Origin of the sequence: Chitinophaga sp. H8 (assembly GCF_040567655.1) — a bacterium.
In the GTDB taxonomy this organism is placed as follows: domain Bacteria; phylum Bacteroidota; class Bacteroidia; order Chitinophagales; family Chitinophagaceae; genus Chitinophaga; species Chitinophaga defluvii.
Genome location: NZ_JBEXAC010000002.1, coordinates 567,770 through 584,763, shown reverse-complemented (window position 1 = coordinate 584,763; position 16,994 = coordinate 567,770). Strand labels below are relative to the sequence as shown.

At 43.3% G+C, this 16,994-nt stretch carries 18 protein-coding genes; 5 read left to right on the top strand and 13 right to left on the bottom strand.

Annotation, left to right across the window (positions count from 1 at the left end; all coding sequences use genetic code 11):
• Positions 1 to 15: 15 nt before the first annotated feature.
• The 3 genes from ABR189_RS16230 to asnS form a co-directional block, all read right to left on the bottom strand.
• Positions 16 to 972 (bottom strand): isopenicillin N synthase family dioxygenase, encoded by a 957-nt coding sequence (locus ABR189_RS16230; protein WP_354661501.1) that lies wholly within the window; start codon positions 970 to 972, stop codon positions 16 to 18.
• 113 nt (positions 973 to 1,085) lie between these two features.
• Complete coding sequence (locus tag ABR189_RS16225) at positions 1,086 to 1,607, bottom strand: ExbD/TolR family protein (RefSeq protein WP_354661500.1); 522 nt, start codon at positions 1,605 to 1,607, stop codon at positions 1,086 to 1,088.
• Positions 1,608 to 1,839: 232 nt separating this feature from the next.
• Positions 1,840 to 3,279: an asparagine--tRNA ligase gene (gene asnS, locus ABR189_RS16220; RefSeq protein ID WP_354661499.1), complete on the bottom strand. Its 1,440-nt coding sequence runs from the start codon at positions 3,277 to 3,279 to the stop codon at positions 1,840 to 1,842.
• Positions 3,280 to 3,766: 487 nt separating this feature from the next.
• Here asnS and rho point away from each other — a divergent pair, with 487 nt between their 5' ends.
• On the top strand, positions 3,767 to 5,446 hold the full coding sequence (gene rho, locus ABR189_RS16215) for a transcription termination factor Rho (protein WP_435575341.1): 1,680 nt from the start codon (positions 3,767 to 3,769) through the stop codon (positions 5,444 to 5,446).
• Positions 5,447 to 5,501: 55 nt separating this feature from the next.
• Here the strand turns inward: rho and ABR189_RS16210 are convergent, their stop codons facing one another.
• The 10 genes from ABR189_RS16210 to trmB all read right to left on the bottom strand — a co-directional run bounded on the left by ABR189_RS16210 (position 5,502) and on the right by trmB (position 12,383).
• Entirely contained in the window at positions 5,502 to 5,705 is a 204-nt protein-coding gene (locus ABR189_RS16210) for a hypothetical protein (RefSeq protein ID WP_354661497.1), read from the bottom strand.
• A gap of 222 nt (positions 5,706 to 5,927) precedes the next feature.
• Complete coding sequence (locus ABR189_RS16205) at positions 5,928 to 6,533, bottom strand: outer membrane beta-barrel protein (protein ID WP_354661496.1); 606 nt, start codon at positions 6,531 to 6,533, stop codon at positions 5,928 to 5,930.
• Between the two features lie 77 nt (positions 6,534 to 6,610).
• Positions 6,611 to 7,234 carry a TetR/AcrR family transcriptional regulator gene (locus ABR189_RS16200; RefSeq protein ID WP_354661495.1) on the bottom strand — a complete coding sequence of 208 codons (624 nt, stop codon included), beginning with the start codon at positions 7,232 to 7,234 and terminating at the stop codon, positions 6,611 to 6,613.
• A gap of 247 nt (positions 7,235 to 7,481) precedes the next feature.
• Complete coding sequence (locus tag ABR189_RS16195; protein ID WP_354661494.1) at positions 7,482 to 8,225, bottom strand: LytR/AlgR family response regulator transcription factor; 744 nt, start codon at positions 8,223 to 8,225, stop codon at positions 7,482 to 7,484.
• A 28-nt stretch (positions 8,226 to 8,253) separates the two neighbouring features.
• Positions 8,254 to 10,329 (bottom strand): histidine kinase, encoded by a 2,076-nt coding sequence (locus tag ABR189_RS16190; protein ID WP_354661493.1) that lies wholly within the window; start codon positions 10,327 to 10,329, stop codon positions 8,254 to 8,256.
• Between the two features lie 18 nt (positions 10,330 to 10,347).
• Positions 10,348 to 10,593, bottom strand: coding sequence for a 4a-hydroxytetrahydrobiopterin dehydratase (locus ABR189_RS16185; protein WP_354661492.1), 246 nt, complete (start codon positions 10,591 to 10,593; stop codon positions 10,348 to 10,350).
• Positions 10,594 to 10,666: 73 nt separating this feature from the next.
• Complete coding sequence (locus tag ABR189_RS16180; protein ID WP_354661491.1) at positions 10,667 to 11,110, bottom strand: IPExxxVDY family protein; 444 nt, start codon at positions 11,108 to 11,110, stop codon at positions 10,667 to 10,669.
• Between the two features lie 50 nt (positions 11,111 to 11,160).
• Positions 11,161 to 11,574: an MGMT family protein gene (locus ABR189_RS16175; RefSeq protein WP_354661490.1), complete on the bottom strand. Its 414-nt coding sequence runs from the start codon at positions 11,572 to 11,574 to the stop codon at positions 11,161 to 11,163.
• Positions 11,510 to 11,704 carry a C1orf53 family protein gene (locus ABR189_RS16170; RefSeq protein ID WP_354661489.1) on the bottom strand — a complete coding sequence of 65 codons (195 nt, stop codon included), beginning with the start codon at positions 11,702 to 11,704 and terminating at the stop codon, positions 11,510 to 11,512. The genes ABR189_RS16175 and ABR189_RS16170 overlap by 65 nt, the downstream gene beginning before the upstream one ends.
• The gene (gene trmB / locus ABR189_RS16165) at positions 11,676 to 12,383 is read right to left on the bottom strand and encodes a tRNA (guanosine(46)-N7)-methyltransferase TrmB (protein WP_354661488.1); all 708 of its coding nucleotides are present in this window, start codon (positions 12,381 to 12,383) and stop codon (positions 11,676 to 11,678) included. The genes ABR189_RS16170 and trmB overlap by 29 nt, the downstream gene beginning before the upstream one ends.
• A gap of 892 nt (positions 12,384 to 13,275) precedes the next feature.
• Here trmB and ABR189_RS16160 point away from each other — a divergent pair.
• The 4 genes from ABR189_RS16160 to murA all read left to right on the top strand — a co-directional run bounded on the left by ABR189_RS16160 (position 13,276) and on the right by murA (position 16,957).
• On the top strand, positions 13,276 to 13,743 hold the full coding sequence (locus tag ABR189_RS16160) for an Lrp/AsnC ligand binding domain-containing protein (protein WP_012788686.1): 468 nt from the start codon (positions 13,276 to 13,278) through the stop codon (positions 13,741 to 13,743).
• A gap of 92 nt (positions 13,744 to 13,835) precedes the next feature.
• Entirely contained in the window at positions 13,836 to 14,765 is a 930-nt protein-coding gene (locus ABR189_RS16155; RefSeq protein ID WP_354661487.1) for a tryptophan 2,3-dioxygenase family protein, read from the top strand.
• A 210-nt stretch (positions 14,766 to 14,975) separates the two neighbouring features.
• Positions 14,976 to 15,653: a DUF4290 domain-containing protein gene (locus ABR189_RS16150; protein ID WP_435575328.1), complete on the top strand. Its 678-nt coding sequence runs from the start codon at positions 14,976 to 14,978 to the stop codon at positions 15,651 to 15,653.
• On the top strand, positions 15,650 to 16,957 hold the full coding sequence (murA, locus tag ABR189_RS16145; RefSeq protein ID WP_354661485.1) for a UDP-N-acetylglucosamine 1-carboxyvinyltransferase: 1,308 nt from the start codon (positions 15,650 to 15,652) through the stop codon (positions 16,955 to 16,957). The genes ABR189_RS16150 and murA overlap by 4 nt, the downstream gene beginning before the upstream one ends.
• Positions 16,958 to 16,994 lie beyond the last annotated feature (37 nt).

The following is a 16,994-nucleotide window of genomic DNA, read 5'->3' as shown; positions in this document are numbered from 1 at the left end:
CAATATACCCTGTCCCTATTTCTTCAGCCCGATTTCTCTTAAACGTTCATCAAGATATGCTCCGGCGGTAATAGGCTCATATTGTAAGGGGTGTGTTGCTGTAACACAGCTCTCCAGGCAATCCAGCTTCATATTGGATTTGGGATGTAAAAAGAAGGGAATGGAATACCTGGAAGTATGCCACTTTTCACGGGGAGGATTTACTACCCGGTGAGTAGTGGATTTGAGCCGGTTATTGGTAAGGCGCTGCAACATATCGCCTACATTCACCACAATTTGCTCTGGTAAAGAAGTGACAGGTACCCAGTTGTTTTGTTTGTCCAAAATTTGAAGACCATCAGCAGAAGCGCCTACCAGCAAGGTGATGAGATTGATGTCTTCATGTTGTTCTGCACGGATAGCAGACTTGGGTTCCTGCGTAATAGGCGGATAATGTATCGCGCGTAATATAGAATTGCCATTATGTATTTTCTCATCAAAATAATGCTCATCAAGTCCGAGATACAAGGCAATGGCCTGCAATAAATATTTGCCTGATTTTTCAAACCCTCTGTAAGCTTCAAAAAAGGTAGGCGTAAAAGCAGGCACTTCTTTTACCTGCACATTGGGAGGATATTCTTCGGCAATAGCATCTTTATCTTCCACGGTTTGCCCAAACTGGAAAAACTCTTTTAAGTCTGGTGCATCATATCCCTTGGCATGCTCCTTACCAAAAGAGGTATAGCCACGCTGCCCTGCTAATTCAGGTATTTCGTAAGCGTATTTGGTAGCCGATGGCAATGCAAAAAACTGTTGTACGTATTTGTACAGGTCGGCAATAAGGGCATCGGGGATGCCGTGATTTTTAACGGCAACAAAACCTACTTCTTCATATGCCTTACCTAATTGCTGTACAAACGCTGCTTTAAGGCTGGCATTGCCAGAGGTGAAGTCTGCCAGGTCCACAAAAGGAATGGATTGTTGGGTAGCCATAATAAATTGTTTTGGAGTATTAAAGGTAGGGAAAAGCAATGAGGAATATACTGGTCGTGAGTATCTTCCTCATCACTGTTATCCGCATCATAAATAGCGGCAGGTATAGGATGTTATTTCAGATAATCCTGCTCTGCTGGGGTGATATCTACAATGGCATACCGGTCAATATGGTTGATGAGCATTTCATCCATGATGTCTACCACATTTTTATAATTGGCAGCTGCGGTAGCTTTGATGAGTACCATCAACTCGTTTTTACCATATTGCAGGAGTACCTGCTGTTTTTTGGTGTTTATGATATCCCGGATACCCTGGGCATTGGAGAAGCTGGCATACTTTACCTGGGGTGGTTGTGTCTGATCATCACCCAGTCCCTCATAGTAAGCAATACGGTTGTTGGATCCCAATAAAACAGTAAGTGCCTTGCTGGCAGGTAAGGGAGAAGGGGGACCATCACTCCGTGGCATCAGCAGGTTCATGGTTTTAGGTTGGGAAAGCGCGGTGGTGAGCATAAAAAAGGTAATCAACAGGAAACCCAGATCCACCATGGGTGTCATGTCTACACGGGTAGACTTTTTATTATTCCGGATGCTGCCCTTTCTCCCCCTTTGTTGTATGTTCATTTCAGCCATAACTAACAGTTTATAGTATACGAAAAATGATAGTGGAAAGCGCTTTCATTCATAGAGATGCAGCAGGAAAGAAATTCCATAAAGATGGTTTGTCAACTCATCAGAAATGATGAGCGGGGCGCAAAGAAATAGTAACAGGCAAACATAAAAAAAGCAGCCTCCGGGAAGGAGACTGCTTTCAGTATTATATGCACCCTGCCTGGGCCATTATGGGGCCGGACAGGGAGAAGTCCTAAAATTCTGCACTTTTGGGCGTGCGTGGGAAAGGTATTACATCGCGGATATTACCCATACCGGTAACAAATAATACCAGTCTTTCAAAGCCAAGACCAAATCCGGAATGCGGGCAGGAGCCGTAACGGCGGGTATCCAGGTACCAGCTCATTTCTTCAACGGGCAGGTGTAATTCCTCCATACGGGCCACCAGTTTGTCGTAGTTTTCTTCCCTTTGGGAACCACCTACTATTTCGCCGATACCGGGGAAGAGGATGTCCATGGCTTTTACCGTTTTACCATCTTCATTCTGCTTCATGTAGAATGATTTAATCGCCTTAGGGTAATCGGTCAGGATCACAGGCTTCTTAAAGTGTTTTTCTACCAGATAGCGTTCGTGCTCACTTTGGAGATCAGCACCCCATTCTTCGATCAGGTATTGGAACTTCTTGTTCTTGTTAGGTTTGCTGTCTTTCAGAATATGGATGGCATCTGTATAGGTAAGCCGCATGAATTCGTTATTCAGCACAAACTCCAGTTTTTCTACCAGGCCCATTTCACTGCGTTCCTGCTGTGGCTTCTGCTTTTCTTCTTCTATAAGCCGCTGTGCCAGGAATTCCAGGTCTTCCCGGTTGTGTTCCAGTGCGTAGCCGATAACATACTTGATAAAGGCCTCTGCCAGGTCCATGTTATCTTTCAGTTCATAAAAGGCCATTTCCGGCTCTATCATCCAGAATTCTGCCAGGTGACGGGCAGTATTAGAGTTTTCGGCCCGGAAAGTAGGCCCAAAGGTGTAGATATCGCCAAAGGCCATTGCTCCCAGTTCTCCCTCCAGCTGGCCGGATACGGTCAGGTTGGTGGAACGGCCAAAGAAATCTTCTTTAAAATCGATATCGCCTGCCGGTGTTAACGGCGGGTTCTTCAGATCCAGCGAGGTGACCCGGAACATTTCGCCGGCACCTTCGGCATCTGAAGCGGTGATAATAGGGGTGTGGAGATATACAAACCCCCTGTCGTTAAAGAATTTATGTACCGCAAAGGCCAGTGTATGGCGTACACGGAATATAGCACCAAAGGTATTGGTACGGAAGCGCAGGTGCGCTATTTCCCGCAGGTATTCTAGGCTGGGCTTATTTTTCAGCTGTAAAGGATACTTTTCAGGATCACAATCGCCCAGTATTTCCAGTGTGCTGGCTTTGAGCTCTACTTTCTGCCCTTTACCCAGGGAAGGAATGATTTCCCCGGTGGCGCTGATAGCCGCGCCGGTAGTGATTCTTTTCAGCAGGGCAGGGTCGGTATTTTCCGCAGCAATAACTATTTGCAGATTATTATTAGTAGAGCCATCGTTTAACGCTATAAACTGATTGTTGCGAAAAGAACGCACCCAACCTTTTACCGTTACTTCGTAATGCGTTTTGTCGGCCGACAAAATCTGCTTGACTTTCACTCTTTGGCTCATAAAAAGATGATTTATTTATTTAAAGGTTTGCAAAAATAACAAATGTACCGATAGGTTGCAGCAGGTAATTGCCGGTTTCCCAACCCGTTTTTTATAGCCGGATACCGGGGTTATTTACGGGTAACCGGGCATTAGGGAAACTTTAACACATGGCTTGCTGGTGGTTTCTCCCCAAAGAATAAGGCCCTGAAAAGCAGGACGCGGGCGCATTTGTGGGTACCCGGCAGCCGCTTGGGCGCAACAGGGGCCGAGATGTGAAAAGAATTTTTTTGGAGAATAATAAAACTTGTTTTAATCTTGCGTTACAATCTGTCTGATTAAGTTTAAGTTTCCATCTTCTTCAGCAGTCCTAAACTCAATCAAGTTCCCTATCAGATTTATAACCTAAGTAAATTTATTGAACTCAAAACAATTATTTGTAATTGGTGTATGTTGGTATGCAGTGGTACCCGCCTCACAACACTTCTAAAATTTGACAACACAGATGATGTACGACATCTTACAATTGAACGACATGCTCGTTCCGGAGCTGCTTGATATTGCAGAGAAGCTGGATGTTCCCAACGCTAAAAAACTGAACAAACAGGACCTTATCTACAAAATCCTTGATAAACAAGCAGTAATGGCCTCAGAAGATAATAACCCGGCCAACGGCGAAGAAAAAAGAGGACGCAAACGCAAACCTGTAAAGAAAGACGAAACGCCCGTTGCTGAAGAACCAGCACCAGCAGAAGAAAAACCCGCCGCAAAACGTGGCAAAAAAACCACCGGTGGCAAAACCAAAGAAGCAGAACCGGAAGTGAACGTTGCTCCTAAACCCAAAGCAAAAGACTTTGATATAGACCTGGATAGTATCCCTTCCCTTACTTTCGATGATGATGATGATATTGTATTACCATCATTTACAGAAGATGAAGAGCCGGAAGCGGCAGTAGTAGCAGAGGAAGAGGAAGAAGACGATGATGATGATGATTTTGTATTGCCTGAAGAACCGGTAATCCCAACACAAAAACCCCGCTTCCCTAAAAAAGAACCCGCTTTTAATATAGAATTTGATGGTATAATTGTCAGCGAAGGTGTATTGGAAATGATGCCTGATGGATATGGTTTCCTCCGCTCTTCTGACTATAACTATCTCAGTTCCCCGGACGATATTTACGTTTCTCCCTCTCAGATCAAATTGTTTGGTCTTAAAACTGGAGATACGGTAAAAGGGGCAGTACGCCCACCTAAAGAAGGTGAAAAGTATTTCGCTTTACTGAAAGTGGAAACGATTAATAACAAACAGCCGGATGAAGTGCGCGACCGTGTTCCGTTCGATTATCTGACACCGCTGTTCCCTTTCGAAAAATTAAGATTAACTACCGCTTCCAATAACTACTCTACCCGTATCATGGACCTTTTTACCCCTATCGGTAAAGGCCAGCGTGGTCTGATCGTAGCGCAGCCTAAAGTGGGTAAAACCATGTTGCTGAAAGAAGTGGCCAACGCAATTGCTACCAACCACCCGGAAATATACCTGATGGTAGTACTGATTGATGAACGCCCGGAAGAGGTAACTGATATGGAACGTAGCGTAAAAGCGGAAGTAATTGCTTCTACGTTTGATGAACCAGCTGAAAAACACGTAAAGGTTTCTGCTATCGCGCTGCAAAAAGCAAAACGTTTGGTAGAATGCGGCCATGATGTAGTTATCCTGCTCGACTCTATCACCCGTTTGGCAAGAGCACATAATACCGTGGCACCTGCCTCCGGTAAAGTGTTGAGTGGTGGTGTGGAAGCTAATGCCATGCAAAAACCAAAACAGTTCTTTGGGGCTGCCCGTAAGATAGAACATGGTGGTTCCTTAACCATCCTGGCTACTGCTTTGATAGATACCGGTTCCAAAATGGATGAGGTGATCTTTGAAGAGTTTAAAGGTACCGGTAACATGGAGCTCCTGCTGGATCGCAAGCTGGCTAACAGACGTATATTCCCGGCTATTGATGTATCTGCATCCTCTACCCGTCGTGATGATCTGCTGGTAGACAGAGATACCCTGAAAAGGCTGCATATCCTCCGGAATCACCTGGGTGATATGAATACGGAAGAGTCTATGAACTTTATGCTGCAGCATATGCGTGGTACAAAGAGCAATGAAGAATTCCTGATTTCCATGAATCACTAAGTAAGTGATGTGCAATATTTAATAAAAAAAGCCAGACACTGTCTGGCTTTTTTTATTAGTCATTATAATCGTTGTAATTTTTTACTTTCTTCTGTTGACCTGGTGCAAATGGTTTGGCTGATTTAGTGCCATATACTTTTTTTGCCTGCCCGGGCGGCATACCATGAGGGTTTCCTCCTTGATGCGTACTTACACATCCACTCAGAAATATCCCGGTTATTAAAGCTGTCAGGATGATACAGTTGTCTCGTGTTCGCATATACATGATATTTAATTCATTTAATTAGTTAATGCCAAAATACTGCCAACTTTGTGAAATAACTGTAATAAGCTGATTATGAGGAGAATAGTGGTCGTGTCAGGGCGCACAAACCTTATGTGAACTGCTGGAGGGATACCTGATCTGGTTGGGGTGGAAATAAAAAAAGCACTGCTGTACGCAGTGCTTTTTTAAACTATTAGTTGTGTAAAAATTTCCTGATTAGAAGATAAAGTTTACACCCACTTTGAATTCTTTAGGGAAATCAAAGTTGAAATTGCTGCCTTTAACTTTAGCGCCACCGTCAGCAGCCTTAGTTACATCATAAGCATAGCTGATACCGCCAAACATACCTTCTACCATGAATTTCTTGGTAATGAAGTAGCTGATACCAGGTGCAACGGCTACTTTGAAACCATTTACATCATTGATCTTCTTGTCGGCTTTTTTGTTCTGCTCGTAGTTATAAGCTGCATTTGCTTCACCAAAGAAAGCAAAATTACTGTTGCCTATCATGTGGTAGTTACGAACAAATACACCTGGTGTAATAGCAGTAGTCTTGGTTTTTACATCCAGTACATCTTTGGAAGAACCAAATCTGGTTTCAGCAAAAACACCGATCATCCAGGTTTCATTCAATGCTACACCCACTTTAGGGCTGATGCCAAAACTGGTAGCAGTTGCTTTTTTATCTGCGCCATCTACTTTATTGGAAGAAGTAGATACATTCAGATTACCACCTAATAATACATCACCTTTTGAAAACTGAGCTTTTGCAAACTGTGCACCAAACAGTGCCAGTGCGGTCATAACAATCAACTTTTTCATCTTTCGTCAAATTTAATATTCATTAAAACTGTTCGCTTGTTCTTTGGTTCTACATACTACTTAAAGCCATTCAGATGTTAAAAAGTTGGTTGATATCGTAAGCCATTAAAAAATATAATCAGTACCTGTTTTTCTCTTTCCATAAACAGTTTAAGCTGTTTACTATCATAAGGATCAAAACCGGATGCCTGCCATTTGCACCATACTACCCACAGCCCGAACAGTACATGTACCAGCAGGGGAGCCGTAGTGTCAGGATCATACTTGTCTGATAATTCTCCGGTAGCGATGCCCTTGCGGATCCAGGCCGACAGAAAGGATATTTCCACATCCTGTAATAGCTCAATCACCTGCCGCATAAAAGTGGAAGGCGTTTCTTTTATCCATTCATTAATGCCAAAAAGAAAATGGTACTCCAGCAGCATTTTTTCCTTCAATGCCAGGTATTTATCCATAATCTGCAGAATGGTCACGTCTTGCTCCAGGTATTGCGACATATCCTGAAAACAGGTTGCAATGATGTTTTCCACCACGGCCACATAAATGGATTCCTTATCCGTAAAATAGTAATACAAAGAGCCTTTTGAAATATCCAGGTCCCTGGCTATTTCTTCCATGGTAGTTTTAGACAGCCCAAAGCGCTTAAAACGCTTTAATGCTGCTTCCAGTATCATTATTTTCTTATGATCCGGTTCTGCCATAGATGTTGGATTTTAATACTTACCTGACGATCTGACTAATTCGTTAGGAGAGTCAAAAGTACATACAAAATGATATGCGAGCCAACTTTTTTTATACAAGATGATTTTATACTTCCATATAAATGAAGAACTTATGAAAAAGAAGGCTTGTTCCGGAACAACCTGCCGGGAAAGTAGCAGGAAATTGAATGATTTTAAAAATGGGGCTGGAAAAATTAGTAATATTTTAAAAGGGTGGGGTATTTCATTATAATTTACTCAGCAAATCCTTCTTGCGCCGTTCTGTAGTTTCCAGTGCAGTACCGCTTTTGAGCACAATTTTACCCGTATCATTGGCAATATGACTGATATGGGATAATTGTATCATCTGCATATTATTAACCTGGTAAAAGCGAAGTGGGGTAAACAGGTCGGCATAATACCGGAAGGGGCGTTCGGCATGGATCACGGCGCCGCTATCCAGGTTAAACGTGCATTTCTCCAGGTTGGCTTCCAGGTACTCAATAGCGGGCAGCGGTACCGTTACCTCCTGCCCGTTATCGGCTGGGATCAGTAACTGCCAGGAAGCATTTTTCCCCTTGTTGAAATTGTCCAGCAATACCTGATAACGATGTTTGCTGGTATTATTATGAATACGTGCAGAGATCGTGTTCACAGCCTGCAGCAGGCTTTCCTTATCAATAGGTTTGAGGATAAGCTCTACTTCGCTGAACCGGATGGTATGCAGGAACCGTTTTTCAAAAGCAGTTACAAACACTGCTTCAAAAGGTATTTCTTTCTGGGTGCCAATTAATACATCGAAGCCTGTACCATCAGGCATTTCCAGGTCAAGAAAAACCAGTTGGGGCTGGTGTTCCCGGATCTTTTCAATACCATCCACACAGTCAGACGCAGTAGCCGTGATCTCTACTTCGGGGCAATATTTTTCTAGCATCAGGGCTATTATATCGCGGCTGTTTCTTTCGTCATCTATAATAATTGCTTTTATCATAAACGTATATAAGGAAAAGGGGTGCTGGCTATAGCTGTGGAATTAAAATCTTTACAATAGTACCACTTTCTGTGAAGTTATGGCCCGATTTGTCTATAATTTCTATATGGATACCTGTATTGTACATTTTGTTCAGTAATTCTGCCCGGTTAAAGCTGATTTCCATACCGGACGACTGATGATGTTTAGGTAGTGTACGTAAGGCTTTGGATTGTGCAATGCCTATCCCATTGTCTTCAATGATACATTCCAGCATATCAGAGGCTACCTGGTTGAATTTGATGTGTAACTGGCCGATAGGCTGACTGGGGTTGGTCATCCCATGTTTTACGGCATTTTCTACATATGGCTGCAGCAGCATCGCAGGAATTTCCAGCTCTGCCGTAGCAATGGCTGGATCTACAATAATTTCATATTCCATCTTGTTTTCAAAACGCATCTTTTCCAGCCCCAGATAAGTATTCAGATACATGATCTCATCTGCAAGGGAAATAAAATTGCGCCGGGAAAAATCCAGTGTTTTGCGGATGAGATAGGAAAAGTCAGAAAGATATTTCTGTGCATACTCATAATCCCGCTGCATCACAAACAGCTGAATAGAATTCAGGCAGTTGAAAATGAAGTGCGGGTTAATCTGTGCCCGGATCGCCTTTAGCTCAATTTCCGTCAGTTTTTTATCATACTCAATCTCCAGTTGTATTTTGCGTTGCTCTTCCAGCTCCTGTTTCTTACGTAATATTTCAGTGGTTTGTTCTTTCACCAGCTCTTCCAGTTGTTCATTGAGCTTATGTTGCAGCTCTTTGTTTTTGTTCAGCTGTTTGATGAGTAATTCCTGTGTCCTGGTTCTTTCATGGTGTACCAGTTTATTACGATAACTAAGACCAGCTAAAAAGAACATGGCCTGCAGTAGTACACCTAATATCAGTAACATAGTGGGAGAGGCCAGCTCGCCCAGCGCACTTTCCAAACCCAGTGGCCCTAAATGCAATAAGAAAGAGCCGAAGCAGGCCAGGTACAGACAAAGGGAACCGAAGAGGAAAAAGCGTACCAGCGGGTGATGGCGGGAACGTCGCGCCAGTGCCACAAATACTGCGAGCAATGGCAGCAGGGTGCCAAAGTATACATAGCTGTAAATAATGACGGGTATCTGGTACTGTCCCTGGTGTATACTGAAAATACATACTGCAATAAGCCCCGCTACGGTAATGGCTACCCAGGTAAATGCCCTTTCCATGAAAGGGTATCGCTCTTTCAGGTTTAAAAAGGCATTACCAAAAAGAAGATAGGTGAGGTAAAAACAAAATAACAGTGCCGGAATATCCCAATAGTATTTAAATAACGGCCATCGGTAAAAAAAAGAAATCTGGTAAGGCTTGTTTTCCAGCCGTAATGCAAAAAAGATGATCAGGCCCAGTATGTATGCTGCAAAATACAGATAAGACCGGTCCGGCAGCTGGATATAGTTGATAATGGAAATGCTCATAAATACCAGGAGCATCCCCAGCAATACAAAGATGACAATCGCTTCCTTACGGTAATGATTCAGCTGCTCGTTACGGAATTTTATATATTCAGGCGTATTGAGCAGCACTGGCATCAATGCATTTTCGTTGTAGGATTTATTAATGATATGTAAGAGAAAGGTGCGGGTTTGTCCGGCCGGCACTGTTAAAGGCAAACCAAAACGTTCCCATCTTTCCACACCACCATTATCGAGGATCAGCCCCGTTTGCGTTAATAGTTGCCAATCCTTCCCTGATTGTACATACCAGTAAAGGTAATCATGCCAGCCGGTGAAGAAGATCAGGCTGGTGTCTTTATTCCCTGTGTTTTTTACGTGCAGCTTTAACCAGCAGTTATGGGTACTGCTGTTACTCTTTTTCTGCTGATGAAACAACTGGCTGTTTTTTGTAAAAGCAAGTTGGGATAATTGTGCTACCGTTAACTGTTTGCCGTTATCTTCCAGGCTATATATATAGGGCCTTACATCAAGCTTATCAGGTGCAGCTCCCAGGTCAATCGCCAGGGTGTCTTCCGCCTGTATCTGAGCAAATGTTCCTATGAAATAACAGCACAATAGCAGCATTAAGCAAATGCGCTTCACTGTGTAGTGCATAAATTTTTATAACAAATCATCTATTGCTTTGGCCAATGCGTGATCTTTTGCAGTAACTATATTGCCGGCATCGTGTGTGTTCAGATAAATATCTACCTTATTGTATACATTGGTCCAGTACGGATGATGATCCATTTTTTCAGCGGTTAATGCTACACGGGTCATAAACGCAAATGCTTCCCTGAAATCTTTAAACTGAAAAGAGCGGTGAAGCTGATTGTTTTCGTTTGTCCACATATTATTATTTTGCATATGAACCGGGGGCTCATCGGGTGATTTTGGTAATTATCAATTGTATTCCTGTCTGTTGAATCGTTGGCCTATCCTAAAAAATAAGATTCATCTTATTCTTGATTTCTCTAATATCCAATAAAGATACTAATTGTACAACCCCCACACCCCGTAATTGCTCGATTAATTTTCTCACATCCTGTAATTGGTAATAATCACCCTTGACCATCCACAAATAATCAATGTTCTTTAGCTCTGGCAATAAAAACTCGGCCTGGCAGTGATTGTTATACAGATAATGAGAAACGGAGTTGGTAGGCTCCAGAAATTCAAATACGGTAAAATGAAAGGAGCGGTTACTTTTAGTAAGTCTGATTTCCAATGAATTATTAACGCGGAAGTCGCAGAACAAATGCCTGTTTATTTGCCAGCATACCTGGTAATCCCTGGCAGTAGACACAATACCTATCAAATGGGTGGAATCAAAAAAGTCTTCCACCAACTGGTCCTGGTCTAGCTTTAATTTAAGAATAGACATGCTGCAAATTTAGGGGTGAAAAGGTGAAAACAGGAAAACAATACGCAGTATCACTTTTTACTTTTGGTTTTGGGGCTTCCTGGTTCCCAATATACCGCTTTAAAATTTTCTATTTTATCATTCTTTACAATAATGCCTTCCTGGGCCAGCAGTTCCTCCATCAGGGTGGGGGTAGCAAAATGCTGTTTACCACTCAGCATGCCATTACGGTTTACCACCCGGTGTGCAGGTACCGCGGGGCGTACCCTGCCTGCACCATTCATGGCCCATCCTACCATACGGGCACTCAGACGTATGCCGGCAGCTTCTGCTATGGCGCCATAAGTGGTGACCCTCCCTTTGGGTACTTTTCTTACCAGCTTGTATACTACCTCAAAAAAAGAAGCGGGCTTTGCTGCCTCACTGCTGTTCTTCTCTTCGCCTGGCAAGGAGTTTTTCTCTTTTTTCTGCGGGTACTTTTTCATATTCAAAAGGACAATGTTTACAGCCATTGCCACAGCAATGCCCCCTGTCAAGATGATATTTTTCGGTAAATACCATATAGCCATCACCGTTGTAATAAAAATCAATCCCCTCTATCAGCGGTGACTTCATCAGAAGGCAGTTTTATGCTGCGCCAGTCAAGTGGCACGGATGGCAGTGAAAATTTGATAAAACGAATGGTACGTCTGTCGGCCAGGTGCATCCCTTCATAAAAGGTCTGGATCTGCAACAATGGAGGCACTTCCGGCAACGCATACACATCTGGAACGTTTTCTATTAACGTACATCCGCTGGCAGCTATTGCTTCCAGGGTAAATGCATACAATTCCGGAGAATCCGTTTTCAGATTGATCGTAGCTCCCTTGGCCAGCAGTGGCTGATACAACTGCAGGAATTTGGGATGCGTTAATCTTTTCTTAGCTTTTGAATTACGCAAAAACGGGTCCGGAAAAGTAATCCATATTTCCTCAATCTCTCCGGCCGCAAAATAATTGTCCAGCTTATCTATCTGGGTCCGTAAAAATGCCACGTTGGGAAGCGGTGTTTCCAGGGCTGTCTTCGCTCCTTTCCAGATACGGTTGCCCTTCAGATCTACCCCTATAAAGTTCCTGTCAGGAAAAATGCGCGCCAGCCCCAGGGTATAATCTCCTTTTCCACAAGCAAGTTCCAGCGTAACAGGATGTGTGTTTTTAAAATGATGGTGCCACTTGCCTTGCATCCCCTCCGGATATATAAGCACATTGGGGAAAGTGGCAATCTCTGCAAAACGTTGTAATTTATTCTGTCCCATGAGGTGCAAAAGTAAGCTTTTATATAGCTTTTAACTAGGAGCCTTTGTGGTATAAAAGAGCTGTTAGCTATTAGCCTTTAGCTTAAATGCAGCGTGGAAAGAGCGATTAGCAGTTAGCAGTTAGCTATTAGCTTAAATGCAGCGAATGGAGGGCTGGGGGCCTGTAAGTAAAAATGGGAGGGAAGTATGGTAAAGGTGCTAAAGGGTATAAGTAGGGTTACGCTATAGTAGAGTATGGTAGAAGTGTTTAAAAAGTATAGGCACTCCTACTTTAAATACTCCCTGTATTCAGCTAAAAGCTGTTTTGAGGCATGGTCAGAGCATGGTTAAAGCATAGTTAGAGCATAGTTAAAGCATAGATAGAGCATAAAAGGCTATAAAACAGGGGATGATAAAAATAGTAACCTGATACAATTTTAACCTATTCTAATCGCTCGCTGCATTCAGCTAATGGCTAATCGCTTTTTACCCGCTACATTGAGCTAACAGCTAATAGCTAAAAAGAAAAAGGCGCCTGAATCCGAAGATCTAAGCGCCTTTTTTAGCTGTAGGAGAAGGATTCGAACCTTCACGGGGCAGTTAGCCTTAGCACAAATAAGATTAGTGGTCAACCCATTATGCTATGTTTATCCTGGACTCCCCACCCCCGAGACAAGAGGGCATGTCTGCCAATTCCATCATCCCACAGTATCAAATTTTGATCAGTTGAATCCAAAAACACAAGAAGTAAAGCTTAATTTGCTGCCTGATTAATCGTTTTCAATACTGATTATGATGCAAATCTAAAGATACGGGGTATTTCTTGCAAATTTTTTAAGAAAAATTTTTGAAATTTCGATTTTTTTTAAATATTTGCATATAACTTTAAAACCATCAAAAACAAATTGTAAAAATGAGTCACAATTTGAATATTGACAAACTGGATTTACAGATAATCAGCGAAATGATGCATAATGCTGAAATCTCATATGCCGATCTTGGTAAGAAGCTCTTTGTTTCCGGTGGTACTATCCATGTAAGGATGAAGAAACTCCAGGAATTGGGTATAGTTAAAGGTACAAAATTACATGTGGATTTAAAAATGATTGGCTATGATGTAATTGCCTTTATTGGGATTTATCTCGAAAAAAGCTCCATGTATGACACCGTAGCTAAAGAATTAAGGAAAATACCGGAAATGGTACGCCTTAATTATACTACCGGCAGCTACAGCATGTTTGCTGAGATTATCTGTAAAGATATTACCCAGCTCAGACGTATCCTGCATGATGAATTGCAGAAAATCAAGGGTATTGAAAGAACCGAAACCCTGATTTCTCTGGAAGAGAGTTTCTATCGTACCATTAACGTGGTAGAATAACTTCCGGCTGCTGCTATCCGTCTTCCAGCCTTTTATTTATACCAGGATGCCTGCATCTGCGGAATGAATAAAGAAATGACGTAATCTTGTTTATGGTTACACCTGAAATTGCCGAAAAGATAAAACGGCTGGAAGAAAAATATTCGGCGATGGGACAGGACCTGTCCTCATACCTGGATGGCCTGCTGTATGCAGATTATCTTACTTACTGGGATTATATCCAACTGGATGTTTTGCTTAACCTGCAGCACCCCCGTACGCCATTTCCTGATGAAAACATTTTCATCATTTATCATCAGATCACAGAACTGTATTTCAAACTGTCCCTGCAGGCTATTGAACAAATCTGCCATGCACCGGTATTAACGGCCGACATCTTCAAAACCCAGATCCGGCGCATTAATAACTACTTCCGCAACCTGGTACATTCTTTTGAAATCATGGTAGACGGTATGGATAAACAGCAATTCCTGCAATTCAGAATGGCATTGCTGCCCGCCAGCGGATTTCAGAGCGGACAATTCCGTATGGTGGAAATTTGCTCTACCAGCCTGGTCAACCTGGTATATGAACAACAACGCCAGACGATCAATACGGCCGACCTGAAAATATTACTGGAAAATATCTACTGGAGAAGTGGGGCCACGGAACTGGCTACCGGTAAGAAAACCCTTACCCTGCGCCAGTTTGAAATGAAATATATGCCCGCTTTCCTGGAACTGGCCTCCCGGTATAAAGACTGCAATATGCAGCAACGTTATCAGCAGTTGCCGCCAGCCGAACAACAGGAAGTACTGCCACTGCTGAAAGAATATGATCTTAACATCAACGTAAGGTGGCCACTGATGCATTACAAATCTGCTGTGCGCTACCTGCACAAAAAACCGGAAGATATCGCTGCTACCGGAGGTACCAACTGGCAACAGTACCTGCCTCCTAAAAACAAGCGCATCATCTTCTTCCCCGAATTATGGACAGCGGCAGAACTCGACAACTGGGGCAGGCTGGCAATGGGGGAATAGACGCAAATATTAATTGACTATTTTTTATTAAGTTTGCATATAGCTTTTACCGCTCCATTGAGGTAACCGCTTACACCAAGTTCAAGGCAAGAAGAATGTTCTCCATAAACTGCCGGCTTTGTTTCTTCGCGTAAAATAAACCAGACAACAAAAAGTATATAGCTTTAAATTAAAATAATGGAATACAATACCACTCGTAATTACTTGATAATGAAAGAGTATGGGAGGAATATCCAGAAGATGGTAGAATATCTGCTGACGATAGAAGATCCTGAAGAACGTCAACGTAATGCCATGGCTGTCATTGAGCTGATGGGTACGTTGAACCCTCACCTGAGGAATGTGGAAGATTTCAGGCATAAACTGTGGGACCACCTGTTTTTGATTTCCGGATTCACCCTGAACGTGGAATCTCCTTACCCCATTCCAACAGAGGAAACCCTCCGTACCAAACCTGATAAACTGCCTTACCCTAAAAAATACCCTAAAAACAGGCACTTTGGAAAAAACCTGGAAATGGTGATCAATAAAGCATTGGAAGAAGAAAGCCCTGAAAAAAAAGAAGGCTTTACCCAATGTATAGGCAACTATATGAAACTGGCTTATGGCAACTGGCATAAAGAAAGTGTTCATGATGATGCCATCAAAGGTGAATTGTTAGCCATCAGCAATGGTGCATTGGAATATCATCCCGGTGGAGGCGGTACTGCTGCACATGCTACGCATACGCCTACTCCCGGCTTCGGTGCCAGCGGAGAACATTTCCGCCCCAAACGCAAAACTTTCCAGCAGAACAAATTCAAGCGCGATAATAACGGCGGTGGAAAAAGGGATAATAACAGCAATAAGCATAGTAACAAATACAACAACAAAAACAGGAATAAGTGAGCAGCGCTTTTGAAGTAAGAGGGGGCAACCGCCTGAAGGGGGAAATTACGCCCCAAGGTGCCAAAAACGAAGCTTTACAGATTATCAGTGCCGTATTGCTGACCCCCGAAAAAGTGGTCATCAGCAATATCCCGGATATTGTAGACGTAAATCTGCTGATCGAATTACTGGGCGACACCGGTGTGAAGGTGAACCGGATAAGCAGAGATGTCTGCGAATTCCAGGCAGATAATATTGATCTGAAATATTTGCAAAGCCCCGAATTTAAAAAGAAATCCGGCAGGCTGAGAGGTTCTGTAATGATTGCAGGCCCGTTACTGGCCAGGTTTGGAGAAGCCTATATTCCCAAACCCGGAGGCGATAAAATCGGCCGCCGCCGCCTCGATACCCACATCATTGGTTTTGAAAAGCTGGGTGCAAAATTCGTCTATGATGCGGATGATAATTTCTTCCGGCTGGAAACAACCGGGCTGAAAGGCACTTACATGCTCCTGGACGAACCCTCCGTAACTGGTACTGCCAACATCATCATGGCAGCTGTATTAGCTACCGGTACCACTACCATCTATAATGCTGCCTGTGAACCATATACCCAGCAACTGTGTAAAATGCTGAACAGCATGGGGGCACGGATCAGCGGGGTAGGCTCCAACCTGCTCACCATTGAAGGGGTGACTTCCCTCAAAGGTTGCCAGCATAGCATGCTGCCCGATATGATAGAAATCGGTTCTTTCATCGGATTGGCCGCCATGACGCAAAGCGAAATCACTATCAAAAATGCCGGTGTGGAACACCTGGGTATCATCCCGGAGAAGTTCAGCCAGCTGGGCATCCAAATGGAATTCCGGGGTAATGATATCTATATTCCTTCCCAGGACTCCTACGAAATACAAACCTTCCTGGACGGCTCCATCCTGACCATCTCAGATCATCCCTGGCCAGGGTTTACCCCCGACCTGCTCAGTATTGTACTGGTAGTGGCTACACAGGCCAAAGGCAGCGTGATGATCCACCAGAAAATGTTTGAAAGCCGTTTGTTCTTCGTGGATAAACTGATTGATATGGGTGCACAGATCGTACTCTGCGACCCCCACCGGGCTGTAGTGATCGGATTGGCCCGCCAGCACCAGCTGCGTGGTATTACCATGTCATCGCCCGATATACGCGCCGGTGTTTCCTTACTGATCGCTGCCTTGAGCGCTGAAGGAAAAAGCACTATTCAGAATATTGACCAGATAGATCGTGGTTATCAATATATTGACGACCGCCTGAGAAAACTGGGAGCGGATATTAAGAGAGTATAGTAGCGAGCTGTTAGCTTTTAGCAATTAGCTTTTAGCA